This window comes from Microbacterium sp. (assembly GCF_041641055.1).
In the GTDB taxonomy this organism is placed as follows: domain Bacteria; phylum Actinomycetota; class Actinomycetes; order Actinomycetales; family Microbacteriaceae; genus Microbacterium.
Genome location: NZ_JBEPZB010000001.1, coordinates 248,227 through 267,335, shown reverse-complemented (window position 1 = coordinate 267,335; position 19,109 = coordinate 248,227). Strand labels below are relative to the sequence as shown.

Here is a 19,109-nt window from a genome sequence, read left to right as displayed (position 1 = left end):
CTTTCTGTTAGATTAGGCCAGGCTTACCAAAGCCTGGCGCCCTTCTGCGCCGCACCCCCCATCCCAACCCGAAGGGAACGCCTGTGCGCACTTCTCGTCTTCTCGCCCTCGGCGTCGCCGCGGCCCTCGCCGTCGGCCTCACCGCCTGCGCGACTCCGTCGACCGGCACCGACTCGGACTCGGCCGGGGGCAACCCTGCTGACGACAGCGCCTTCCCCGTCACGGTCGAGCACGCGTACGGCGAGACCACGATCGAGGAGAAGCCCGAGCGCGTCGCGACCATCGCGTGGGCGAACCACGAGGTGCCGCTGGCCCTGGGCATCGTGCCCGTCGGCATGAGCAAGGCCACCTGGGGCGATGACGATGACAACGGCATCCTGCCCTGGGTCGAGGAGAAGCTCGAAGAGCTGGGCGGCGACGAGCCGGTGCTGTTCGACGAGTCCGACGGGATCGACTACGAGGCCGTCGCCGACACCCGCCCGGATGTCATCCTGGCGGCCTACTCCGGCCTGTCGCAGGAGGAGTACGACCAGCTCTCGAAGATCGCTCCGGTCGTCGCGTTCCCCGAGGTCAAGTGGGGCACCCCTCTCGACGACATGATCGAGCTGAACGCCAAGGCGCTCGGGCTCGAGGAGGAGGGCGACGCCCTCATCGACGAGCTCCACGCCGACGCCGAAGCCGCCCTCGAGGAGAACAGCGCGCTCAAGGACAAGAAGGTCCTGTTCGCCTACGTCGACCCGAGCGACCTCAGCCAGGTCGGCTACTACACCGCGATCGACACGCGCCCCGGCTACCTGCACGACGACCTCGGGCTGCCGCTCCCGTCGATCGTCGAGGAGAACGCCGACAGCGAGGAGTTCTACCTCTCCGTCAGCGCGGAGGAGGCCGACACATTCGACGATGTCGACGTCTTCGTGACCTACGGAGACGAGTCGCTCATCGACACCATGCAGGCCGACCCGCTGCTGTCGAAGATCCCCGCGATCGCCGAGGGCAACATCGTCATCCTTCCCGACTCCACGCCGATCGCAGCCTCGGCGAACCCGTCGCCGCTGTCGATCCAGTGGGGCCTGTCCGACTACCTCGGCCTGCTGGCGGCACCGCTCGCCGCGAAGTGACCGTCAGCGTCACCCTCGCGCACTGAGTCCTCGTGACCGCTGTCACCATCCCCGCGCCGGGCACCGCAGACCTGCGGCGCCCGGCGTGGGCGCGCACCCTCTGGCTGCTCGTCGGACTCGGCGTGCTCCTCGCACTCTGCATCCTGTCGATCTGCTTCGGCGTGCGCGCGGTGAGCATCGACGACATCTTCGCTGCCCTCGCGGGGCAGGATGACACGCTCGCGCAGGCCGCGATCGTCAAGCGCCTCCCGCGCACACTGCTCGCGATCCTCGTGGGTGCAGCCCTCGCGCTCTCCGGCGCGACGATGCAGGCGGTGACCCGCAACCCGATCGCCGACCCCGGCATCCTCGGGGTCTCGAACGGCGCATCGCTCGCCGTCGTCATCGGCCTCGCCTTCGTGGGGCTCAGCGACCCGTACAGCCAGATGACCCTCGCGATCGTCGGCGCGGCGATCGCCGCCACGTTCGTCTACACGGTCGGCTCGCTCGGACGCGGCGGCGCGACGCCGCTCAAGCTCGCCCTCGCCGGAGCCGCGACCTCCGCCGCATTCGCCTCATTGATCAGCGCGATCATGCTCCCCCGCGTCGACCTGCTGCAGGCCTTCCAGTCGTGGCAGATCGGCGGCGTCGGCGGAGCCGAATGGCCGCGCATCGCGATAACCGCCCCGGTGCTCGCGCTCGGTGCGCTCATCTGCTTCCTCAGTGCCCGCGGCATGAACTCCCTCGCCCTCGGCGACGACATGGCCAAGGGCCTCGGCGAGCACGTGTTCCGCACCCGCTTGATGTCGGCGCTCGGGGCGGTGATCCTCGCCGGAGCCGCGACCGCGATCGCGGGACCCATCGGCTTCGTCGGACTCGTCATCCCGCACGTCTGCCGGATGCTGATCGGCACCGACCACCGGTGGCTGCTGCCCTTCTCGGCCATGGCCGGGGCCGCGCTCCTCCTCGCGAGCGACGTCATCGGACGGGTGATCGCGCCCACCTCGGAGGAGATCCAGGTCGGCATCATCACCGCGATCATCGGCGCCCCGTTCTTCATCTGGATCGTCCGCCGACAGAAGGTGCGCGAACTGTGACCACCACGCATCCGACATCCGCATCGCCGACCCCGGCGGCGCCGGATCGCGCGCCCGACGGGATCGCCGCGATCGTGGCCGGTCGCCGTGCGCGTCACCGCCGCCACGCCGTCGCGACCATCGTGCTCGGCATCCTGCTGCTCGCCCTGTTCGCGGTGGCGCTGATGATCGGCAACACGTTCTATCCGCTCGACGAAGTCGTCCGCGTCATCCTCGGCCAGACCGTGCCGGGCGCATCGTTCACGGTGGGGGAGCTGCGCCTGCCCCGCGCCGTGCTCGCGGTCCTGTCGGGCATCGCGTTCGGCATCGCGGGCGTCTCGTTCCAGACGCTCCTGCGCAACCCGCTCGCGTCCCCCGACATCATCGGCATCTCCAACGGGGCCGGCGCCGCAGCAGTGCTCGCCATCGTCGTCCTCTCGCTGAACGGCCCGCTGGTGTCGCTGTTCGCGCTGGGCGGCGCCATCCTCACCGCCGGCGTCATCTACCTGCTGTCCCTCAAGAACGGCTTCGCCGGCACGCGGCTCATCCTGATCGGCATCGGGGTCGCGGCGATGCTGCAGAGCGTGATCTCGTATGTGCTCTCGCGCGCGGCGAGCTGGGACATCCAGACCGCGATGCAGTGGCTCACCGGCAGCCTCAACAACGCCTCCTGGGATCGGGTGGTGCCCCTCGCGATCGCCGCCGTCGTCATCCTGCCGCTGATGTTCTCGCAGGGCCGGGCGCTGGGTGCGCTGCAGCTCGGCGACGACTCGGCATCCGGTCTCGGGGTGCGCGTGAACGTCACCCGGCTGCTGTTCATCCTGGGCGCTGTCGCGATGCTCGCGTTCGCGACGGCCGCCACCGGACCCATCGCGTTCGTGGCGTTCATGGCGGGGCCCATCGCCGCGCGCATCACCGGACCCGGCGCGAACCTGCTGCTGCCGAGCGCCTTCGTGGGTGCGGTGCTGGTGCTGGGCAGCGACCTGCTCGGCCAGTTCGCGTTCGGCGAGCGCTACCCCGTGGGCGTCATCACCGGCGTGCTCGGTGCCCCGTACCTCATCTATCTGCTCGTCCGCTCCAACCGCTCGGGAGGCTCACTGTGACCGAGGCGCACACCCTGACGGCCGAGGCCGTCACCCTCGCCTACGGCGACCGCACGATCATCGAGGGCCTCGACCTCGCGATCGCCCCCGGCAAGATCACGACGATCGTCGGCGCGAACGGATGCGGCAAGTCGACCCTGCTGCGCTCGCTCGCCCGCCTGCTCTCTCCGACCGCCGGGCAGATCGTGCTCGACGGCAAGTCGGTACATGCGCGACCCACCAAGGAGGTCGCACGGATCCTGGGGCTGCTGCCGCAGTCGCCGGTCGCCCCTGAGGGGATCGCCGTCGCCGATCTCGTCGGTCGGGGCCGGCATCCGCATCAGAAGATGCTCGCGCGGTGGAGCGCCCACGACTACGAGGTCGTGGCGGATGCTCTCGCCGCCACCGGCACCACGGACCTCGCCGACCGCAGCGTCGACGAGCTCTCAGGCGGCCAGCGTCAGCGCGTGTGGATCGCCATGGCGCTCGCGCAGGAGACCGACATCCTGCTGCTCGACGAGCCGACCACGTTCCTCGACGTCGCCCATCAGGTCGAGGTCCTCGATCTGCTCACCGACCTGAGCGTCTCGCGCGGCACCACGATCGTCATGGTGCTGCACGATCTCAACCTCGCCGCGCGGTATTCCGACGAGCTCGTCGCGATGAAGGAGGGCAGGGTGCACGCCACCGGCGCTCCGCAGGATGTCGTGACCGCCCAGCTCGTCGAGGAGGTCTTCGACCTCGCGAACCAGATCACCATCGACCCGGTCTCCGGGAAGCCGATGGTCACCCCGATCGGAAGGCATCATGTCCGCTGAGACCACCACCGAACGCCCGACCTACGTGCTGGCACGCGCCGAGGTGCGCGCGGTCGACCGCGTCTCGCCGAACTTCGTGCGGGTCACACTCGGCGGCGACGAGCTGTTCGAGTTCGGCACACCGGGTGACGTCTTCGACTCGCGCATCAAGATCGTCTTCCCGCCGGCATCCGGCGTCCTGCCCACCCTCGATCGCGAGACCGGGGACTGGTGGGGATCGTATCTCGCCGTGCCGGAGGAGGAGCGCGGATCGATGCGCACGTACTCCGTACGGGACCTGCGGGTGACGGATGCGGGCACGGAGCTGGATGTCGACTTCGTGCTGCACCTGGCGCCGGGGCTCTCCGGTCCGGCGTCGCGCTGGGCGGATGCGGCCGCCGTCGGCCAGGAGCTGTTCGTCGTCGGACCCCGCCGCGGGGTTCCGGCCGCCGCGCACGGCGGCGCCGAGTACGAGCCGGGCACCGCGTCATCCGTGCTGCTCGCCGGCGACGAGACCGCGGCGCCCGCCATCGCGCGCATTCTCGAAGACGCTCCGAGCGATGTGAAGGGCTGCGCGTTCATCGAGGTGCCGTCGCCCGCGGACATCCTGCGCATCGACGTGCCCGCCGGGGTCGAGGTGCACTGGCTGCCGCGCGATGTCGGCGAGCCGCACGGCGTGCGCCTGATCCCGGCCGTGCTCGAGTACCTCGGCGATGCGGATGCCGCCGATGAGATCGACGTGAAGGACATCGACACCGAGGACCTGCTCTGGGAGACCCCCGACTACTCGGGTCTCGGCGAGGAGATCGCGGAGGCGGATGCTCCCGCCGAGCGCTACTTCTGGATCGCGGGGGAGAGCGGTGTCGTCACGACGCTGCGCCGACACCTGGTCAAGGACCTGGGCATCGACCGCTCGCAGGTGGCCTTCATGGGCTACTGGCGACGCGGCGTCGCCATGCGCGGCTGAACCCGCCCGCTTCGGCGCTCGGATCGAAGGAGGGCGCTCGGATCGAAGGAGGGCGCTCGTGCCGAGGGAGGGCGCTCGTACCGAAGGAGGGCTCTCGTACCGAAGGAGGGCGCTCGGATCGAAGGAGATCGCTCATAACGAAGGAGATCGCTCGTAACGAAGGAGATCTCTCGTACCGAAGGAGATCGCTCATAACGAAGGAGCGGATGCCGGATGCGGTCCTTCGGGGCGCGAGATCTCCTTCGGAGCGTGAGGGGTAGCCGAGGCCGAGGCTACTCGGCGTACACGTTCTCGGAGATCCGAGTCATCCCCTCGGGAGCCGGCGAGCCGTCCGGGGTGAGCTCGAACGTGTGACCGAAGCTGCTGAGCCGGGTCGGCAGGCCCCCGCACGCGATGGCCCATTCCTCGTCCGGGTCGGCGATCGCGATGAGACAGGCCGGGGAATCGATGCCCTTCGCGACCCAAAGCGAGACGCCATCGTGCTCGCCGACGTAGCGGCTCGTCGCCGTGTCGACCGGGTCGTACGAGTCGGCTTCGAGCGGCGGCAGCTCGTCCTCGGCCTCCCGCTCGGTCTCGAGCACCGCGAGATTCGGCGATGAGAAGCTGCATCCCGTCAGCATCACCGCAGCGATGAGGGCGAGTGCGGATGCTGTCAGACGAGTGCGGCGGCTCATCGCCCCATCCTGTCGCACCAGATCGACCCGTAGGGGCGCCGCGCGCAGCATCCGCCGTAGGCTCCGCCCGTCGGCACGCCGGCCGCCCCGTCCGCCGGCAGCCCCGGAACAGGACGACCGCTCCGCCGCCGGCAGCCCGGAAGAGGACGACCGCCTCGTCCGCCGGCAGTCCCAGAACAGGACGACCGCCCCGTCCGCCGGCAGTTCCAGAACAGGACGACCGCCCCGTCCGCCGGCAGTCCCAGAACAGGACGACCGCCCCGGATCAGGAGGATCTGCGTGATCCTGTCCTGATGCGGAGCGGTCGGCCTGTTTTCGGCGGTGACTACTTGCTGAGGAAGTCCTTCAGCGCGGCGTTGACCTCGTCGGCGTGGGTCCAGAGCAGACCGTGGGGTGCGCCCTCGACCTCGACGTACGTCGCCGCGGGAACGGCCTGGTGGAATCGGCGGGCCGTGGCGTCGATCGGCAGGATGTTGTCCTTCGTGCCGTGCAGGATGAGGGTGGGCTTGCCGGCGTCGCGCACGGCGTCGACGTCGCCGCGGAAGTCCTCGATCCAGGTCGGGACGACCGCGTAGGCCGCGACCGGAGCGCTGGTGACGGAGAGGTTCCAGTTCGCGTCGACGACCTGCTGGCTGATGCGGGTGCCGAGGTTCTCGTCGAGGTTGTAGAAGTTCTTGTAGAAGTCGGTGAACCAGGCGTAGCGGTCGCCCTTGGCTGCGGCCTCGATGCCGTCGAAGACCTCCTGCGGCACGCCTTCGGGGTTGTCGTCGCGCTGCACGAGGAACGGCTCGAGCGAGGCGAGGAAGGCGAGCTTGGCGACCCGGTCGTGGCCGTAGGTGCCGACGTAGCGGGCGAGTTCGCCGGTGCCCATCGAGAAGCCGACGAGCACGACGTCGCGCAGGTCGAGGGTCTCGAGCACCGTGTTGAGGTCGGCGGCGAAGGTGTCGTAGTCGTATCCGGTGCCGACCTTCGAGGACTGCCCGAAGCCGCGGCGGTCATACGTGATGACCCGGTAGCCCTGGGCGAGCAGCTCGCGGGTCTGGCGCTCCCAGCTGTGGCCGTTCAGCGGGTACCCGTGGATCAGGACGACGGGCTGGCCCGAACCCTGGTCTTCGTAGTAGAGCTCGATCGGGGTGCTGTTCTCGTTTCCGGCGGTGATGTAGCCCATGGTCCTGATCCTTTCGGTGCGGTGAGAACGATCGTTCTCGCTCGATGTCTTCACTGTAGAGAACGCTCGTTCTCGTGTCAAGTACACTGGGAGGATGACCGAGGAAACGGTACGTGAACAGATCCTTGCGGCGGCCGACGAGCTCTACTACCGCAAGGGATACGCCGCTGTCGGCATGGACGAGCTGCGTGCGGCGGCCGGCGTGTCGCTGCGTCGCCTCTATGCCCTCTTCCCATCGAAGACCGACATCGTCACCGCCGTCCTCGCGCGCAAGCACGCCGAATGGGAGTCGGGTCTGACGGGGGCGGTGGCGGATGCCGGGGCAGACCCCCGCGATCGCCTGCTCGCCGTGTACGGCTACCTCGAGAACTGGTTCTGCACCGACGACTTCCGCGGCTGCGCCTTCATCAACGCCTTCGGCGAGCTCGGCGGCACGAACCCGGAGGTGGCGACCATCGTGCGCGACCACAAGGCGTCGTTCCAGGCGTACATGGCCGACCTGGTCGTGGCCGCCGGCGCACCCGCATCCCTCGCGGCCCAACTGTCGATCCTCGCCGAGGGGGCGCAGAGCACGGCGGCGATCGCCGCCGATCCGCAGGTCGCGGTGCAGGCGCGCAATGCCGCCGAGGTGCTGATCGACGCCGCCGTCGCCGCCTGACCCGCGGCGGGCCTGCTCTGCGCTCGGCTCCATCGGGGCGATCTTCCCGTTCGTGCTTCCCTGTTGCCCGCCACCGCCGTCCTTTCTCCATAACTCCGGAGATCGGCGCGAGGTGGCGGGCACAGCCGACGGGGTGGCGGATCTGCACGCGTATCTTCGGAGTTGTGGATCTGCGTCGCGCCCGCCCTGAGCCTGGGGACGCAGGGTTTTTGCTAGCTTGGCTAGTCTTTTGGCACTGCCCTGTCAAGGCTGGTGCGTTTCCGCGCTCGCGCGCGTAAGTTGCGGAACATGGAATCCCGGACGAAGGACATCGCCCGCCAGACGATCATCATCGCCTCGGCCGCTTTCATGCTGATCGCGGCCGCCGTCGGTTCCGGCGCCTTCGGCGGCACCTCGGTCAGCGAGCTGCAGGACGGTGCGCTGTCGGCGCAGGGTTCCTATCTCGCTCCGGCGGGGCCGGCCTTCTCGATCTGGTCGCTGATCTACCTCGGCCTGATCGCCTACACGGTGTGGCAGGCCCTCCCGGCACAGCGTGCCGACGAACGGCAGCGCGCGGTCGGCGGGTGGATCGCGGCATCCATGATCCTCAACGGCCTCTGGCTCGTGACCGCGCAGTTCTGGTCGCTCCCGATGACGGTCCTCGTGATCGCCCTGCTGCTCGCAACCCTTGCTCGCGTGATCGTGATCCTCGGACGCAGCCGAGCCCGCACCTGGCCCGAGCGGATCGTCGTGGACGGCGCCAACGGTCTGCACTTCGGCTGGGTCACCATCGCGACGGTCGCCAACACCACCGCCTGGCTGACACAGATCGCTCCCGCCGCGTGGGCGGAGCAGGCCGAGATCTGGGCGATCGCCGTGCTGGCCGTCGTCCTGGTGATCGGCGTCACCAGCGCGCTCGTGACCAAGCGCATCGCACCCGCCCTCGCGACGGCCTGGGGACTCGGATGGCTGGCTGTCGGCCGATTCACGGGCGAACCCGAGAGCACCGTCACGGGAATCGCCGCGATCGTGGTGGCCATCGCGCTGGTCGCTGCGGGCGGCTGGGGACTGCTGCGCAAGCCGCGGGCCGAAATCGCGCTCTGATCGCCGTGCGTTCAGGTTCACGACTCAGCATGAGTGTGAGGCAGACGAGCGAAACCTGCTGATCTCGGACGCCGACCGCAGTTTCGTGCTGAGTTGTGAACCGCGCCGGGCGGCCATGCCGGATACCCGCAGGGCGACGCACACGGCGGGCCCCTCGGTGCGAAAACAGGACGACCGATCGGGATCAGGACCATCCGGCGAAATCTCTCCTGATCTCAGCCGGTCCTCCTGTCCTCGCGCACCGAAAGCTCAGGCTCAAGGCACCAGTCGGTCCTCCTGTCCTCGCGCACCGAAAGCTCAGGCTCAAGGCACCAGTCGGTCCTCCTGTCTTCGCGCACCGGGAGGTCGGGCGCAGAGCACCAGTCGGTCCTCCTGTCCTCGCGCACCGAAAGGTCAGGCTCAGAGCACCAGCCGGTTCTCCTGACCTCGCGCACCGAGAGCACCGGCTCAGAGCACCACCCGGTTCTCCTGACCTCGCGCACCGAGAGGGACGGGCTCAGAGCACCAGCCGGTAGCCCATCCCCGACTCGGTCAGCAGGTGCGCGGGGGCGCTGGGCTCCGCCTCGAGCTTCTTGCGCAACTGCGACATGTACAGCCGCAGGTAGCCCGAGTCCGACACCTGCTCACTGCCCCAGATCTCCTTGAGCAGGTCCTGACGGGTGACCAGGGCGCCGGGATGCCGCGCGAGGTGCTCGAGCATGCGCCACTCCGTCGGCGTCAGGTGCACGCGCGCACCGGCGCGGGTGACGGTCTTCGTCGCGAGGTCGACCACCACGTCCCCGAACCCGACGGTGGATTCCCCACCCGCAGGCGCCGCTCGACGCGACAGCGCCCGCAGCCGGGCGAGCAGCTCGTCGACCTGGAAGGGCTTGGTGACGAAGTCGTCGGCTCCGGCATCCAGGGCTTCGACCTTGTCGGCAGACCCGGTGCGGCCGGAGACCACGATGATCGGGACGGTCGTCCAGCCGCGCAGTGCCTGGATGACCTCGATGCCGTCGAGACGCGGCATGCCGAGGTCGAGCATGATCAGGTCGGGATGCGTCTGGGCGGCGGCGGCCACAGCGGCGGCACCGTCGGGCGCGACGACGACCTCGTATCCGTGGGCGGCGAGCGTGATGCGCAGCGCGCGCACCATCTGCGGGTCGTCGTCGGCGATGAGGAGCTTCACTCCGCCTCCTCCTGCGTGAGATCGGGCTCTCCCGCGAGGGGCAGGGAGATGACCATGGTGAGTCCACCGCCGGGGGTGTCCTCGGGTGTCAGGGTGCCGCCCATGCCTTCGGCGAATCCGCGCGACAGAGCGAGGCCGAGCCCCAGCCCCGTCGTGTTGTCGGTGTCGCCGAGCCGCTGGAAGGGCTGGAAGATCTGATCGCGTTTCTCGGCGGGAACGCCGGCACCGCGGTCGATGATGCGGATCTCGGCGTGGTCGCCGATCGTGCTCGTCGACACGATCACCCGGCTGTCGGCGGGCGCGTGTCGGTGCGCGTTCGCGATGACGTTCACGAGCACGCGCTGCAGCAGCACCGGATCGGCCGACACGGCGGGCAGCTCGGCGTCGAGCGCCAGTTCGAGATCCGACGGGCCGAGGCCGAGCTCGTCGACCGCCGCGAGCACGGGGCCTGCGATGTCGAGGCGCATGGTCGAGACCGCGAGAACTCCGGCCTGCACCCGGCTGACGTCGAGCAGGTCGGTCACGAGCGACGACAGCGTGGCGAGGCTCTCGTCGGCGGTCGCGAGCAGTTCCTCCCGATCGGATGCCGACAGCGAGTGCGCCCCGCGAAGACCGCCGATCGCGGCGACGGCCGAGGCGAGCGGGCGACGCAGGTCGTGGCTGACGGCGGAGAGCAGGGCGCTGCGCACCTGGTCGGTCTCGGCGAGCGCGGCGACCTCGCGCGCCGTGGCACGCAGGTCGGTGTGCTCGATCGCCGCCGCCAGCTGCGCGACGATCGCGTCGAGCAGGCGCCGGGCGGGGGTGTCGAGGGGTTCGCCGTGCAGTTCGAGAACGGCGGGAGCCGAGCCGCCGGCCCCGCCGGCCGCTCCGCCGCCGACCGGGATCGAGGTGGACCGCCCGTCGGGGACGGGTTCTCCGTCGCTGGCGAGCACCTCGCCGTCGGCGGTGAGAAGCCGCACCCCGGTGAGCCCGAACGCCTCACGCGTGCGGCTGACGAGAGCGAGCACGGCGTTGTCGCCGCGCAGCACGTTGCCGGCCACCGCGGCGAGCAGCTCGGCCTCCGCCGCAGCGCGCTGAGCCGTGCGCGCGCGGCGGGCCGCCTGGTCGACGATGATGCTCACGAGCACCGCGATGACGACGTAGAGGGCGAGCGCGAGCACGTGCAGCGGATGTGCGATCGTGATCGTGAACTGCGGCGCGACGAACAGGAAGTCCAGGGTGATGCCCGAGAGCACGGCCGCGAAGACAGCCGGTCGCACCCCGCCGATGAGCGCCACGACCACGACGAGCAGCTGATAGGCGAGCACCTCGGCCGTGATCGACTCGGGGCTGCGGAAGGTGAACAGCAGCCACGAGAGCAGCGGTCCGAACACCAGGGCGATGACGAAGCCGAGCACCTGCCGTCGCCAGCCCAGGGCGCCGCCGGTGATGCGGGGCAGCGCGACCCTCCCTCCGGCGGCGGCGTGGGTGACGATGTGCACGTCGATGTCGCCGGATCGGCGAATGACCTCCGAGCCGATGCCCGGGCCGGTCAGCGCCGCCGCGAGTCGGCCGCGCCGGCTGACGCCGATGACGAGCTGGGTGGCATCCGCCACCTGCGCGAACTCCACGAGCGTGCCCGGGATGTCGTCCCCGACGATCTGGTGGAAGCTGCCGCCGAGCGACTCGACCAGGGACCGCTGTGCGGCGAGCGCTCCGGGGGTCTCGTCGCGGAGGCCGTCCTGCGTGGCCACGTGCACGGCCAGCAGCTCGCCGCCGGCCGATCGTGCGGCGATCCGCGCGCCTCGTCGCAGCAGCGTCTCGCCCTCGGGTCCGCCGGTGAGGGCGACGACCACCCGCTCGCGGGCCTGCCAGGTGCCCTCGATGCCGTGGTCGGCGCGGTAGCTGCGCAGGGCGCTGTCGACCTCGTCGGCGAGCCAGAGCAGCGCGAGCTCGCGAAGGGCCGTGAGGTTGCCGAGGCGGAAGTAGTTCGAGAGTGCGGCGTCGATCCGCTCGGCCGGATAGACGAGACCGGCGGAGAGACGGTCGCGCAGCGACTGCGGTGCGAGGTCGACGACCTCGATCTCGTCGGCCGCGCGCACCACGGCATCCGGGATCGTCTCCTGCTGCGCGATGCCGGTGATCTTCTCGACCACGGCGTTGAGCGATTCGATGTGCTGCACGTTCACCGTGGTGACGACGTCGATCCCCGCATCCAGCAGGGCGCGCACGTCCTGCCAGCGCTTCGGATGGGCGGACCCGGGGGTGTTCGTGTGGGCGAGCTCGTCGACCAGCGCGATCTCGGGTCGGCGCGCGAGCACGGCATCCAGATCCATCTCGCTCAGCGGCACGCCGCGGTGCAGATCGGTGCGGCGGGGGACCTCGGGGATGCCGATCGTCTGCGCCGCGGTCGCCGCCCGCTCATGCGTCTCGACGATCGCGATCACGACGTCGCGGCCCTCGTCGAGCAGGCGGCGCCCCTCGACGAGCATCTCGAACGTCTTGCCCACGCCGGGGGCTGCGCCGAGCAGCACGCGGAGTCGGCCGCGCCGCGGCATCCGCTCTGCCGTCATCAGCCCTCCTGCTCATCGAGCGCGAGATTGAGTTCGGCGACGTTGATGCGTTCTGCGCCGAGGAATCCCAGATCCCGCCCTTGAATCCTAGACTCCACGAGGTCGCGCACCTGCTGCTCGGGTATGCCCCGTTCGGCTGCCACCCGAGGCACCTGCAGCAGCGCGTAGGCGACGCTGATATGCGGGTCGAGGCCCGAGCCCGAAGCGGTCACGGCGTCGGCCGGCACGGCGTCGGCGCTCACCCCCTCGCGCTCGGCGATGGCGGCCCGGCGGTCGCCGATCGCCGCGACGAGGTCGGGGTTCTCCGGGCCCAGGTTGCTGCCGCTGGACGCGGCTCCGTCGTAACCGTCGCCGGCGGCGGACGGGCGCGACTGGAAGTACTCGGGCAGCGCCTCGCCGTCGGCATCCGTGAAGGACTGGCCGATCAACGCGCTCCCCTTGTCGTCGGCCAGCGACGAGCCGTTCGCCTGGTACGGAAGCAGCAGCTGGCCGATGCCGGTGACGACGAGCGCGTAGCCGACGCCGAGCACGAGGGTGAGCACGAGCATCGCGCGGATGGCGACGCCGGCCGTGCGGACGGCGGTGCGGGAGGAGGACATGGGAGGCCTTTCGATGCGAGAAGGACGAGGACGGATGCCGGTCAGAAGCCGGGGATGAGGGTGATGAGGAGATCGATCAGCTTGATGCCGATGAACGGCGCGATCACTCCGCCCAGGCCGTAGACGAGCAGGTTCCGCTGCAGGATCTGCGAGGCGCTCGCCGGCCGGTACTTCACGCCGCGCAGGGCGAGCGGGATGAGGAAGACGATCACGATGGCGTTGAAGATGATCGCGCTGGTGACGGCGGATGCCGGCGAATGCAGCTGCATGATGTTGAGCACCGCGAGCCCGGGGAAGACGCCCATGAAAATCGCCGGGATGATGGCGAAGTACTTGGCGATGTCGTTCGCGAGGGAGAACGTCGTGAGGGCGCCGCGGGTGATGAGGAGCTGCTTGCCGATGCGCACGATGTCGATGAGCTTGGTCGGGTCGGAGTCGAGGTCGACCATGTTGCCGGCCTCCTTCGCGGCCGACGTGCCGGTGTTCATCGCGACGCCGACGTCGGCCTGAGCCAGCGCCGGAGCGTCATTCGTGCCGTCGCCGGTCATGGCGACGAGTCGGCCGCCCTCCTGCTCGCGCTTGATCAGCTCGAGTTTCTGCTCGGGCGTCGCCTCGGCGAGGAAGTCGTCGACTCCGGCCTCCTTCGCGATCGCGGCGGCCGTCAGCGGGTTGTCGCCCGTGATCATGACCGTGCGGATGCCCATGCTGCGCAGTTCCTCGAACCGCTCCCGCAGGCCGTCTTTCACGATGTCCTTGAGGTGCACGACGCCGAGCACCTCACCGGTTCCCGCCGCACGCGTCACGGCGACCACGAGCGGGGTGCCGCCGCTCGAGGCGACGCCGTCGACGAGGCCGGTGAGTTCGGCATCCGCTCCGAGCCCGAGCCAGGCGCTGACCGCCGATCCGGCGCCCTTCCGGATCTGCGTGCCGTCCGGCAGGTCGAGGCCCGACATGCGGGTCTGCGCGGTGAACGGCACGATGACCGCATCCGCCGGTTCCTCGACCCGGATGCCGTGCGCCGCGGCCAACTCGACGATCGAGGCGCCCTCCGGAGTGGGGTCGGCGAGGGATGAGAGGGCAGCGACACGCAGCAGCTCGTCGGGGTCGACCCCTGCGAGGGGCAGCACCTCGTGCGCGCGGCGGTTGCCGTACGTGATCGTGCCGGTCTTGTCGAGCAACAGCGTCGTGACGTCGCCGGCGGCCTCGACCGCGCGGCCCGACATCGCGAGTACGTTGCGCTGCACGAGACGGTCCATCCCCGCGATGCCGATGGCCGAGAGCAGGGCGCCGATCGTGGTGGGGATGAGGCAGACCAGCAGAGCGATGAGCACCGGGATGCTGACGGGCGAGGCCGCATACGACGCGATCGGGTTGAGGGCGAGCACCACCACGACGAACACGATCGACAGGCTCGCGAGCAGGATGTTCAGCGCGATCTCGTTCGGTGTGCGCTGGCGGCTGGCGCCCTCGACGAGCGCGATCATCCTGTCGACGAAGGTCTCGCCGGGCTTCGAGGTGATGCGCACCACGATGCGGTCCGACAGCACCCGGGTGCCTCCGGTGACGGCGCTGCGGTCGCCGCCGGACTCGCGGATGACCGGGGCGCTCTCGCCCGTGATCGCCGACTCGTCGACGGTCGCGATGCCCGCGATGATGTCGCCGTCGCCCGGGATCAGCTCGCCCGCGGTGACGATCACGATGTCGTCGCGCTGCAGCTCCGCCGACGAGACGTCGACCGTCTCGGTGCGGTCGGCCGCGGCATCCGCACCCGCGTCGTATCCGACGACGCGGCGGGCCATCGTGCTGGTGCGGGTCTTGCGCAGGCTCGCGGCCTGAGCTTTGCCGCGCCCCTCGGCGACCGACTCGGCGACGTTCGCGAACAGCACAGTCAGCCACAGCCAGATCGCGATGCCCCAGGTGAAGGGGGCGGGCACGGGTGTGCCGCCGGAGTCTGCCGGGCCGCCGAGGAACGGCTCGGCGATCGCGAGCACCGTGGTGAACGCGGCGCCGACCCAGACGAGGAGCATCACGGGGTTGCGCACGAGCGACGCCGGGTTGAGCTTGCGCAGGGCGCCGGGCAGGGCCTGGGTCAGCTGCGCCCAGCCGAACGAGCGGGGCGGTTCGGTGGAGGAGGGCGTGGATGCCGCGGCATCCTGCTGTTCCGATGGCGTGGTGGTGAGGGTCATGTCAGACCAGTCCTTCAGCGAGGGGTCCCAGCGCGAGCACGGGGAAGTAGGTGAGTGCCGTGATGATGACCGTGACGGCGGCGAGGAGGCCGACGAACTGCGCTCGATGGGTCGGGAGCGTGCCCGTGTTCTCCGGCACGCGCTGCTGCGCGGCGAAGGATCCGGCGAGAGCCAGGACGAGCACGATCGGGAGGAACCGGCCGAGCAGCATCGCGACGCCCAGTGCGGTGTTGAACCACGGGGTGTTCGCGGTCAGCCCGGCGAAGGCGGAGCCGTTGTTGTTCGCCGCCGAGGTGAAGGCGTAGAGCACCTCGCTCATGCCGTGCACCCCGGGGTTGAGGATGCTGGTCGCCTCGACGTCCGCCCGGATGCCGGGGACCGCGAAGCTCAGCGCCGTGCCGATCAGCACGAGAGTCGGCGTCACGAGGATGTACAGGCTCGCGAGCGTGATCTCCTTCGGGCCGATGCGCTTGCCGAGGTATTCCGGAGTGCGACCGACGAGCAGCCCGCCGACGAACACCGCGATGATCGCGAGCACGAGCATGCCGTAGAGGCCGGAGCCGACACCGCCGGGGGCGACCTCGCCGAGCATCATGTTGAGCATCGGCATCATGCCCCCGAGCGCCGTGTACGAATCGTGCATCGAGTTCACCGCGCCGGTCGACGTCAGCGTGCTCGCGCTGCCGAACAGGGTGGAGCCGAGGATGCCGAAGCGCACCTCCTTGCCCTCCATCGCCGCGCCCGCGAGCTCCGGAGCGGAGCCGCGCCCCGCGAGTTCCAGGGCCGACAGGGCGAAGGTCGAGATCAGGAAGATCGTTCCCATCACGGCGGCGATCGCGTAGCCCTGACGGTTGTCGCCGATGAGGCGGCCGAAGGTGCGGGGGAGCGAGAACGGGATCACGAGGATGAGCAGGATCTGGAGCATGCTGGTCCAACCGGTCGGGTTCTCGAACGGATGCGCCGAGTTGGCATTGAAGAAGCCGCCGCCGTTGGTGCCGAGCAGCTTGATGGCCTCCTGCGAGGCGACGGGCCCGCCGGGAATGCTCTGGGTGCCGCCGGACACGGTGGTCACATCGGTGAAGCCGGCGAAGTTCTGCACCACGCCGCCTGCGATCAGCGCGATCGCGGCGAGCAGGGCGATCGGCAGCAGGATGCGTCCGAGACCGCGGATCAGGTCGACCCAGAAGTTGCCGATCGTGGTCGACCCGCGGCGAGCGAGACCCCGGATCAGCGCGACGGCCACGGCCAGGCCGACGGCGGCCGAGACGAAGTTCTGCACGGTGAGTCCCGCGAGCTGGACGGTGTAGCCCATGGTCTGCTCGGGTGAGTAAGACTGCCAGTTGGTGTTCGCGACGAACGACGCGGCGGTGTTGAACGCGAGCCCCTCCGGCACGGCCGGGAGCCCGAGCGACTCGGGCAGGAAGCCCTGCAGTCGCTGCAGCCCGTAGACGAGCAGGAGCCCTGTGACCGAGAACGCGAGGACGCTGCGAGCGTAGGCCCGCCAGGTCTGCTCGGATGCCGGGTCGACGCCGATCAGACGGTAGAGGCCCCGCTCGACCTTCAGGTCACGCGGCGTGCGGAAGACGTGCGCCATGTAGTCGCCCATCGGGCGGTACAGCAGCACGAGAGCGACGATGAGGACGGCGGCCTGCAGGATGCCGAACCACAGTTCGGTGCCGGCGCCCATCAGAACTTCTCCGGGGCGACGAGCGCCACGACCAGGTAGACGACGGCGGCCACGGCGAGGGCGGCGGCGATGATCTCGAAGACGATCATCGTCGCTCCACCCCCGCAGCGATCAGGGAGACCAGGGCGAACAGCGCGAGAGTCAGCGCGATGTAGAAGATGTCGAGCACGAGACTCGATACAACTCTCTCCCCAGGCGCAGAATATCGATCCTCACGCTTTGCCTACGGGACCGTGCGGGATGCATACGGGATGCTCACGATTGCGCTCCTGCGAAGATCTTTCCGCGCTGCTGTCGCATCCGCCCCCTGCCGTTCGTGGTGAAGGTGAAGGGCGGCCGATCGGCTGTCCTCGACCACGACGGCAGGGGGATGACGTGTACAACGATCCGATGGTGGCGAACCTGGTCTACCGGCTCGAGGCGGAGGAGGCCGACGAGCAGATCGCGCGACGGCGCGCGGCTCTCCAGCATCCGGGACTGGTCCGGCGGCCGTCACTCGGGACTCGCGTCCGCTGCCTGTGGGCCCGCATCGCTTCCCGTGGGAACGGGGAACCGGGATGATCGTCCTGGAGGCAGGGCCGGAGCAGGCTCTGCGGGAGCGGGCGGAGGAGATCACGGATGCCGCGGAGCCGGGACTCGATGGAGAGACCTTCGTGAGCCTCGACGTCGAGGCGCGCGTCACGCAGGTGTACCGGGAGGAGTGGGCGCGGATCGTGGCGGGTCTCACGCGTCGGTGCGGCGACCTCGATCTCGCCGAGGAGATGACCGCCGACGCCTTCGCCGCGGCAGCGGAGCGCTGGCCGGAGGAAGGCGTGCCGCCGAACCCGGCCGGCTGGATCACCACCACCGCCTATCGCAAGGCGATCGATCGTCTCCGCCGCGAGTCGTTCCGCGACGCCAAGCACCGGGAGGCGCTGATGCTGCACGATCCCGAGCCGGCCGAGCCGACCGGAGTCATCGAGGATGACCGCCTCCGGCTGCTGTTCACGTGCTGCCACCCGACCCTGTCCCTCGAGGCGCGCGTCGCCCTGACCCTGCGGATCGTCGGCGGTCTCACGGTCGAGGAGATCGCGCGGGCCTTCCTCATCGGGGAATCCGCCGTCCGGCAGCGGATCACCCGCGCGAAGGCGAAGATCAAGAACGATCGGATCCCGTATCGGGTGCCGGCCGCCCAGGATCTGCGCGCCCGGATCGACGGCGTGCTCGCGGTGCTCTATCTCATCTTCACCGAGGGCCACTTCGCCTCGGGTCCCGATACGCCGCCGCTGCGCGACGAACTGACCACCGAGGCGATCCGACTCACGCGCCTGGTGCGCGAGCTCCTGCCCGACGACGCCGAGGTCACCGGTCTGCTGGCGCTGATGCTGCTCACGCAGTCACGCGCCGCGGCCCGGCTCTCCGACGAGGGCGAGCTCGTGCGCCTGGACGAGCAGGACCGGACGAGGTGGGATCGGGGGCTCATCGAGGAAGGCACAGCCCTCCTCGAGCGGATGCCGGACTCCGGGCGCGGGCGGTACGCGCTGCTCGCCGCGATCAACGCCGTGCATGTCGGGGCAGCGCACGCGGCCGACACCGACTGGGCGCGGATCGTCGGCCTGTACGAGCGGATGGAGCGCATCGACCCGAGCCCGGCCGTCACCCTCGCCAAGGCGGTCGCTCTCGCGGAGCGCGACTCTCCCGAGGAGGCCCTCGTGCTCGTGGAGTCGCTGCGCGCCCCGCTCGAGGATTTCCACGGCTTCCACGTGACCCGTGCGGAGCTCCTGCGTGCCGTCGGCAGAGCGACCGAGGCACGTATCGCGTACGAGCGGGCGATCACCCTGGCGGACAACACCGCCGAGATCGCCCACCTGACCCGGCGTCGCGACGATCTCGCGGCGCCATCCCCTCCCGGAGAGTCCGGGCGCACACCGAACGGAGAGAGCCGATGACCAGCAAGTACCTCGTGATCCACATGACCGACCCGACCGGCGGCACCATGCCGCAGGGCGAGGACCAGCGTCTGCTGGAGGACTGGGCGGACGAGGGGAGGTCTGCCGGGAGTCTGGGCGAGGGCGCGCCGGTCGCCGGTGCCGAGGAGGCGAAGTCGGTCGCCGTCCGGGACGGGAAGGTGCTCGTCACCGACGGACCGTTCCCGGAGTTCAAGGAGTGGTTCGCCGGCTACGACATCGTCACCGCGGAGTCGATCGACGAGGCCGCGAGCTTCATGGCGAAGCATCCGACCGCCGTGATGGGGCGGATCTACATCCTGCCGGTCGTGAAGCTGCCCTGGGATCAGGACTGAGCGCGCGCCCTGCCGTCGGCGTTCTTCGGGGCGC

Annotated in this window: 17 protein-coding genes; 9 read left to right on the top strand and 8 right to left on the bottom strand. The window is 69.9% G+C overall.

What is annotated here, in order from left to right:
• Positions 1 to 83: 83 nt before the first annotated feature.
• The 5 genes from ACESK8_RS01220 to ACESK8_RS01200 are packed head-to-tail and all read left to right on the top strand — an operon-like array spanning position 84 to position 5,019.
• Positions 84 to 1,118, top strand: a complete 1,035-nt coding sequence (locus tag ACESK8_RS01220) for an iron-siderophore ABC transporter substrate-binding protein (protein ID WP_372966945.1) — start codon at positions 84 to 86, stop codon at positions 1,116 to 1,118.
• Between the two features lie 32 nt (positions 1,119 to 1,150).
• Positions 1,151 to 2,194: a FecCD family ABC transporter permease gene (locus ACESK8_RS01215; protein WP_372966944.1), complete on the top strand. Its 1,044-nt coding sequence runs from the start codon at positions 1,151 to 1,153 to the stop codon at positions 2,192 to 2,194.
• Complete coding sequence (locus ACESK8_RS01210; protein ID WP_372966943.1) at positions 2,191 to 3,276, top strand: FecCD family ABC transporter permease; 1,086 nt, start codon at positions 2,191 to 2,193, stop codon at positions 3,274 to 3,276. The genes ACESK8_RS01215 and ACESK8_RS01210 overlap by 4 nt, the downstream gene beginning before the upstream one ends.
• A complete protein-coding gene (locus ACESK8_RS01205) occupies positions 3,273 to 4,073 on the top strand; it encodes an ABC transporter ATP-binding protein (protein WP_060928660.1) in 801 nt (266 codons plus the stop codon). The genes ACESK8_RS01210 and ACESK8_RS01205 overlap by 4 nt, the downstream gene beginning before the upstream one ends.
• Positions 4,063 to 5,019 (top strand): siderophore-interacting protein, encoded by a 957-nt coding sequence (locus tag ACESK8_RS01200; RefSeq protein WP_372966942.1) that lies wholly within the window; start codon positions 4,063 to 4,065, stop codon positions 5,017 to 5,019. Before ACESK8_RS01205 ends, ACESK8_RS01200 begins: the two co-directional genes overlap by 11 nt.
• 272 nt (positions 5,020 to 5,291) lie before the next feature.
• Here the strand turns inward: ACESK8_RS01200 and ACESK8_RS01195 are convergent, their stop codons facing one another.
• Together ACESK8_RS01195 and ACESK8_RS01190 are read right to left on the bottom strand one after the other, a co-directional pair.
• Complete coding sequence (locus tag ACESK8_RS01195) at positions 5,292 to 5,693, bottom strand: hypothetical protein (protein WP_372966941.1); 402 nt, start codon at positions 5,691 to 5,693, stop codon at positions 5,292 to 5,294.
• Positions 5,694 to 6,018: 325 nt separating this feature from the next.
• The gene (locus ACESK8_RS01190; RefSeq protein ID WP_372966940.1) at positions 6,019 to 6,861 is read right to left on the bottom strand and encodes an alpha/beta fold hydrolase; all 843 of its coding nucleotides are present in this window, start codon (positions 6,859 to 6,861) and stop codon (positions 6,019 to 6,021) included.
• Positions 6,862 to 6,955: 94 nt separating this feature from the next.
• Between ACESK8_RS01190 and ACESK8_RS01185 the strand changes: the two genes are divergently transcribed.
• Entirely contained in the window at positions 6,956 to 7,519 is a 564-nt protein-coding gene (locus ACESK8_RS01185; RefSeq protein WP_372966939.1) for a TetR/AcrR family transcriptional regulator, read from the top strand.
• A 288-nt stretch (positions 7,520 to 7,807) separates the two neighbouring features.
• Positions 7,808 to 8,602, top strand: a complete 795-nt coding sequence (locus ACESK8_RS01180; protein ID WP_372966938.1) for a tryptophan-rich sensory protein — start codon at positions 7,808 to 7,810, stop codon at positions 8,600 to 8,602.
• A gap of 496 nt (positions 8,603 to 9,098) precedes the next feature.
• Here the strand turns inward: ACESK8_RS01180 and ACESK8_RS01175 are convergent, their stop codons facing one another.
• The 6 genes from ACESK8_RS01175 to ACESK8_RS01150 are packed head-to-tail and all read right to left on the bottom strand — an operon-like array spanning position 9,099 to position 16,883.
• Positions 9,099 to 9,770 carry a response regulator gene (locus ACESK8_RS01175; RefSeq protein WP_372966937.1) on the bottom strand — a complete coding sequence of 224 codons (672 nt, stop codon included), beginning with the start codon at positions 9,768 to 9,770 and terminating at the stop codon, positions 9,099 to 9,101.
• A complete protein-coding gene (locus ACESK8_RS01170; RefSeq protein WP_372966978.1) occupies positions 9,767 to 12,307 on the bottom strand; it encodes an ATP-binding protein in 2,541 nt (846 codons plus the stop codon). Before ACESK8_RS01170 ends, ACESK8_RS01175 begins: the two co-directional genes overlap by 4 nt.
• A gap of 14 nt (positions 12,308 to 12,321) precedes the next feature.
• On the bottom strand, positions 12,322 to 12,921 hold the full coding sequence (gene kdpC / locus ACESK8_RS01165) for a potassium-transporting ATPase subunit KdpC (RefSeq protein WP_372966936.1): 600 nt from the start codon (positions 12,919 to 12,921) through the stop codon (positions 12,322 to 12,324).
• A 41-nt stretch (positions 12,922 to 12,962) separates the two neighbouring features.
• On the bottom strand, positions 12,963 to 15,107 hold the full coding sequence (kdpB, locus tag ACESK8_RS01160; RefSeq protein ID WP_372966935.1) for a potassium-transporting ATPase subunit KdpB: 2,145 nt from the start codon (positions 15,105 to 15,107) through the stop codon (positions 12,963 to 12,965).
• A gap of 1 nt (position 15,108) precedes the next feature.
• A complete protein-coding gene (gene kdpA, locus ACESK8_RS01155; protein WP_372966934.1) occupies positions 15,109 to 16,794 on the bottom strand; it encodes a potassium-transporting ATPase subunit KdpA in 1,686 nt (561 codons plus the stop codon).
• Complete coding sequence (locus tag ACESK8_RS01150) at positions 16,794 to 16,883, bottom strand: potassium-transporting ATPase subunit F (RefSeq protein WP_056276367.1); 90 nt, start codon at positions 16,881 to 16,883, stop codon at positions 16,794 to 16,796. The genes kdpA and ACESK8_RS01150 overlap by 1 nt, the downstream gene beginning before the upstream one ends.
• Before the next feature lie 468 nt (positions 16,884 to 17,351).
• On the opposite strand from ACESK8_RS01150, the gene ACESK8_RS01145 reads away from it, so the two are divergent.
• Positions 17,352 to 18,722, top strand: a complete 1,371-nt coding sequence (locus ACESK8_RS01145) for an RNA polymerase sigma factor (RefSeq protein ID WP_372966933.1) — start codon at positions 17,352 to 17,354, stop codon at positions 18,720 to 18,722.
• Positions 18,719 to 19,075: a YciI family protein gene (locus ACESK8_RS01140; protein ID WP_060928286.1), complete on the top strand. Its 357-nt coding sequence runs from the start codon at positions 18,719 to 18,721 to the stop codon at positions 19,073 to 19,075. The genes ACESK8_RS01145 and ACESK8_RS01140 overlap by 4 nt, the downstream gene beginning before the upstream one ends.
• Positions 19,076 to 19,109 lie beyond the last annotated feature (34 nt).

Excerpts from the sequence above, each read along its gene's own strand:
- ACESK8_RS01200 (WP_372966942.1), top strand. The coding sequence starts at position 4,063 with ATGTCCGCTGAGACCACCACCGAACGCCCGACCTACGTGCTGGCACGC.
- ACESK8_RS01195 (WP_372966941.1), bottom strand. The coding sequence starts at position 5,693 with ATGAGCCGCCGCACTCGTCTGACAGCATCCGCACTCGCCCTCATCGCT.
- ACESK8_RS01190 (WP_372966940.1), bottom strand. The coding sequence starts at position 6,861 with ATGGGCTACATCACCGCCGGAAACGAGAACAGCACCCCGATCGAGCTC.
- ACESK8_RS01185 (WP_372966939.1), top strand. The coding sequence starts at position 6,956 with ATGACCGAGGAAACGGTACGTGAACAGATCCTTGCGGCGGCCGACGAG.
- ACESK8_RS01180 (WP_372966938.1), top strand. The coding sequence starts at position 7,808 with ATGGAATCCCGGACGAAGGACATCGCCCGCCAGACGATCATCATCGCC.
- ACESK8_RS01170 (WP_372966978.1), bottom strand. The coding sequence starts at position 12,307 with ATGCCGCGGCGCGGCCGACTCCGCGTGCTGCTCGGCGCAGCCCCCGGC.
- kdpC (WP_372966936.1), bottom strand. The coding sequence starts at position 12,921 with ATGTCCTCCTCCCGCACCGCCGTCCGCACGGCCGGCGTCGCCATCCGC.
- kdpB (WP_372966935.1), bottom strand. The coding sequence starts at position 15,107 with ATGACCCTCACCACCACGCCATCGGAACAGCAGGATGCCGCGGCATCC.
- kdpA (WP_372966934.1), bottom strand. The coding sequence starts at position 16,794 with ATGGGCGCCGGCACCGAACTGTGGTTCGGCATCCTGCAGGCCGCCGTC.
- ACESK8_RS01150 (WP_056276367.1), bottom strand. The coding sequence starts at position 16,883 with ATGATCGTCTTCGAGATCATCGCCGCCGCCCTCGCCGTGGCCGCCGTC.
- ACESK8_RS01145 (WP_372966933.1), top strand. The coding sequence starts at position 17,352 with ATGATCGTCCTGGAGGCAGGGCCGGAGCAGGCTCTGCGGGAGCGGGCG.
- ACESK8_RS01140 (WP_060928286.1), top strand. The coding sequence starts at position 18,719 with ATGACCAGCAAGTACCTCGTGATCCACATGACCGACCCGACCGGCGGC.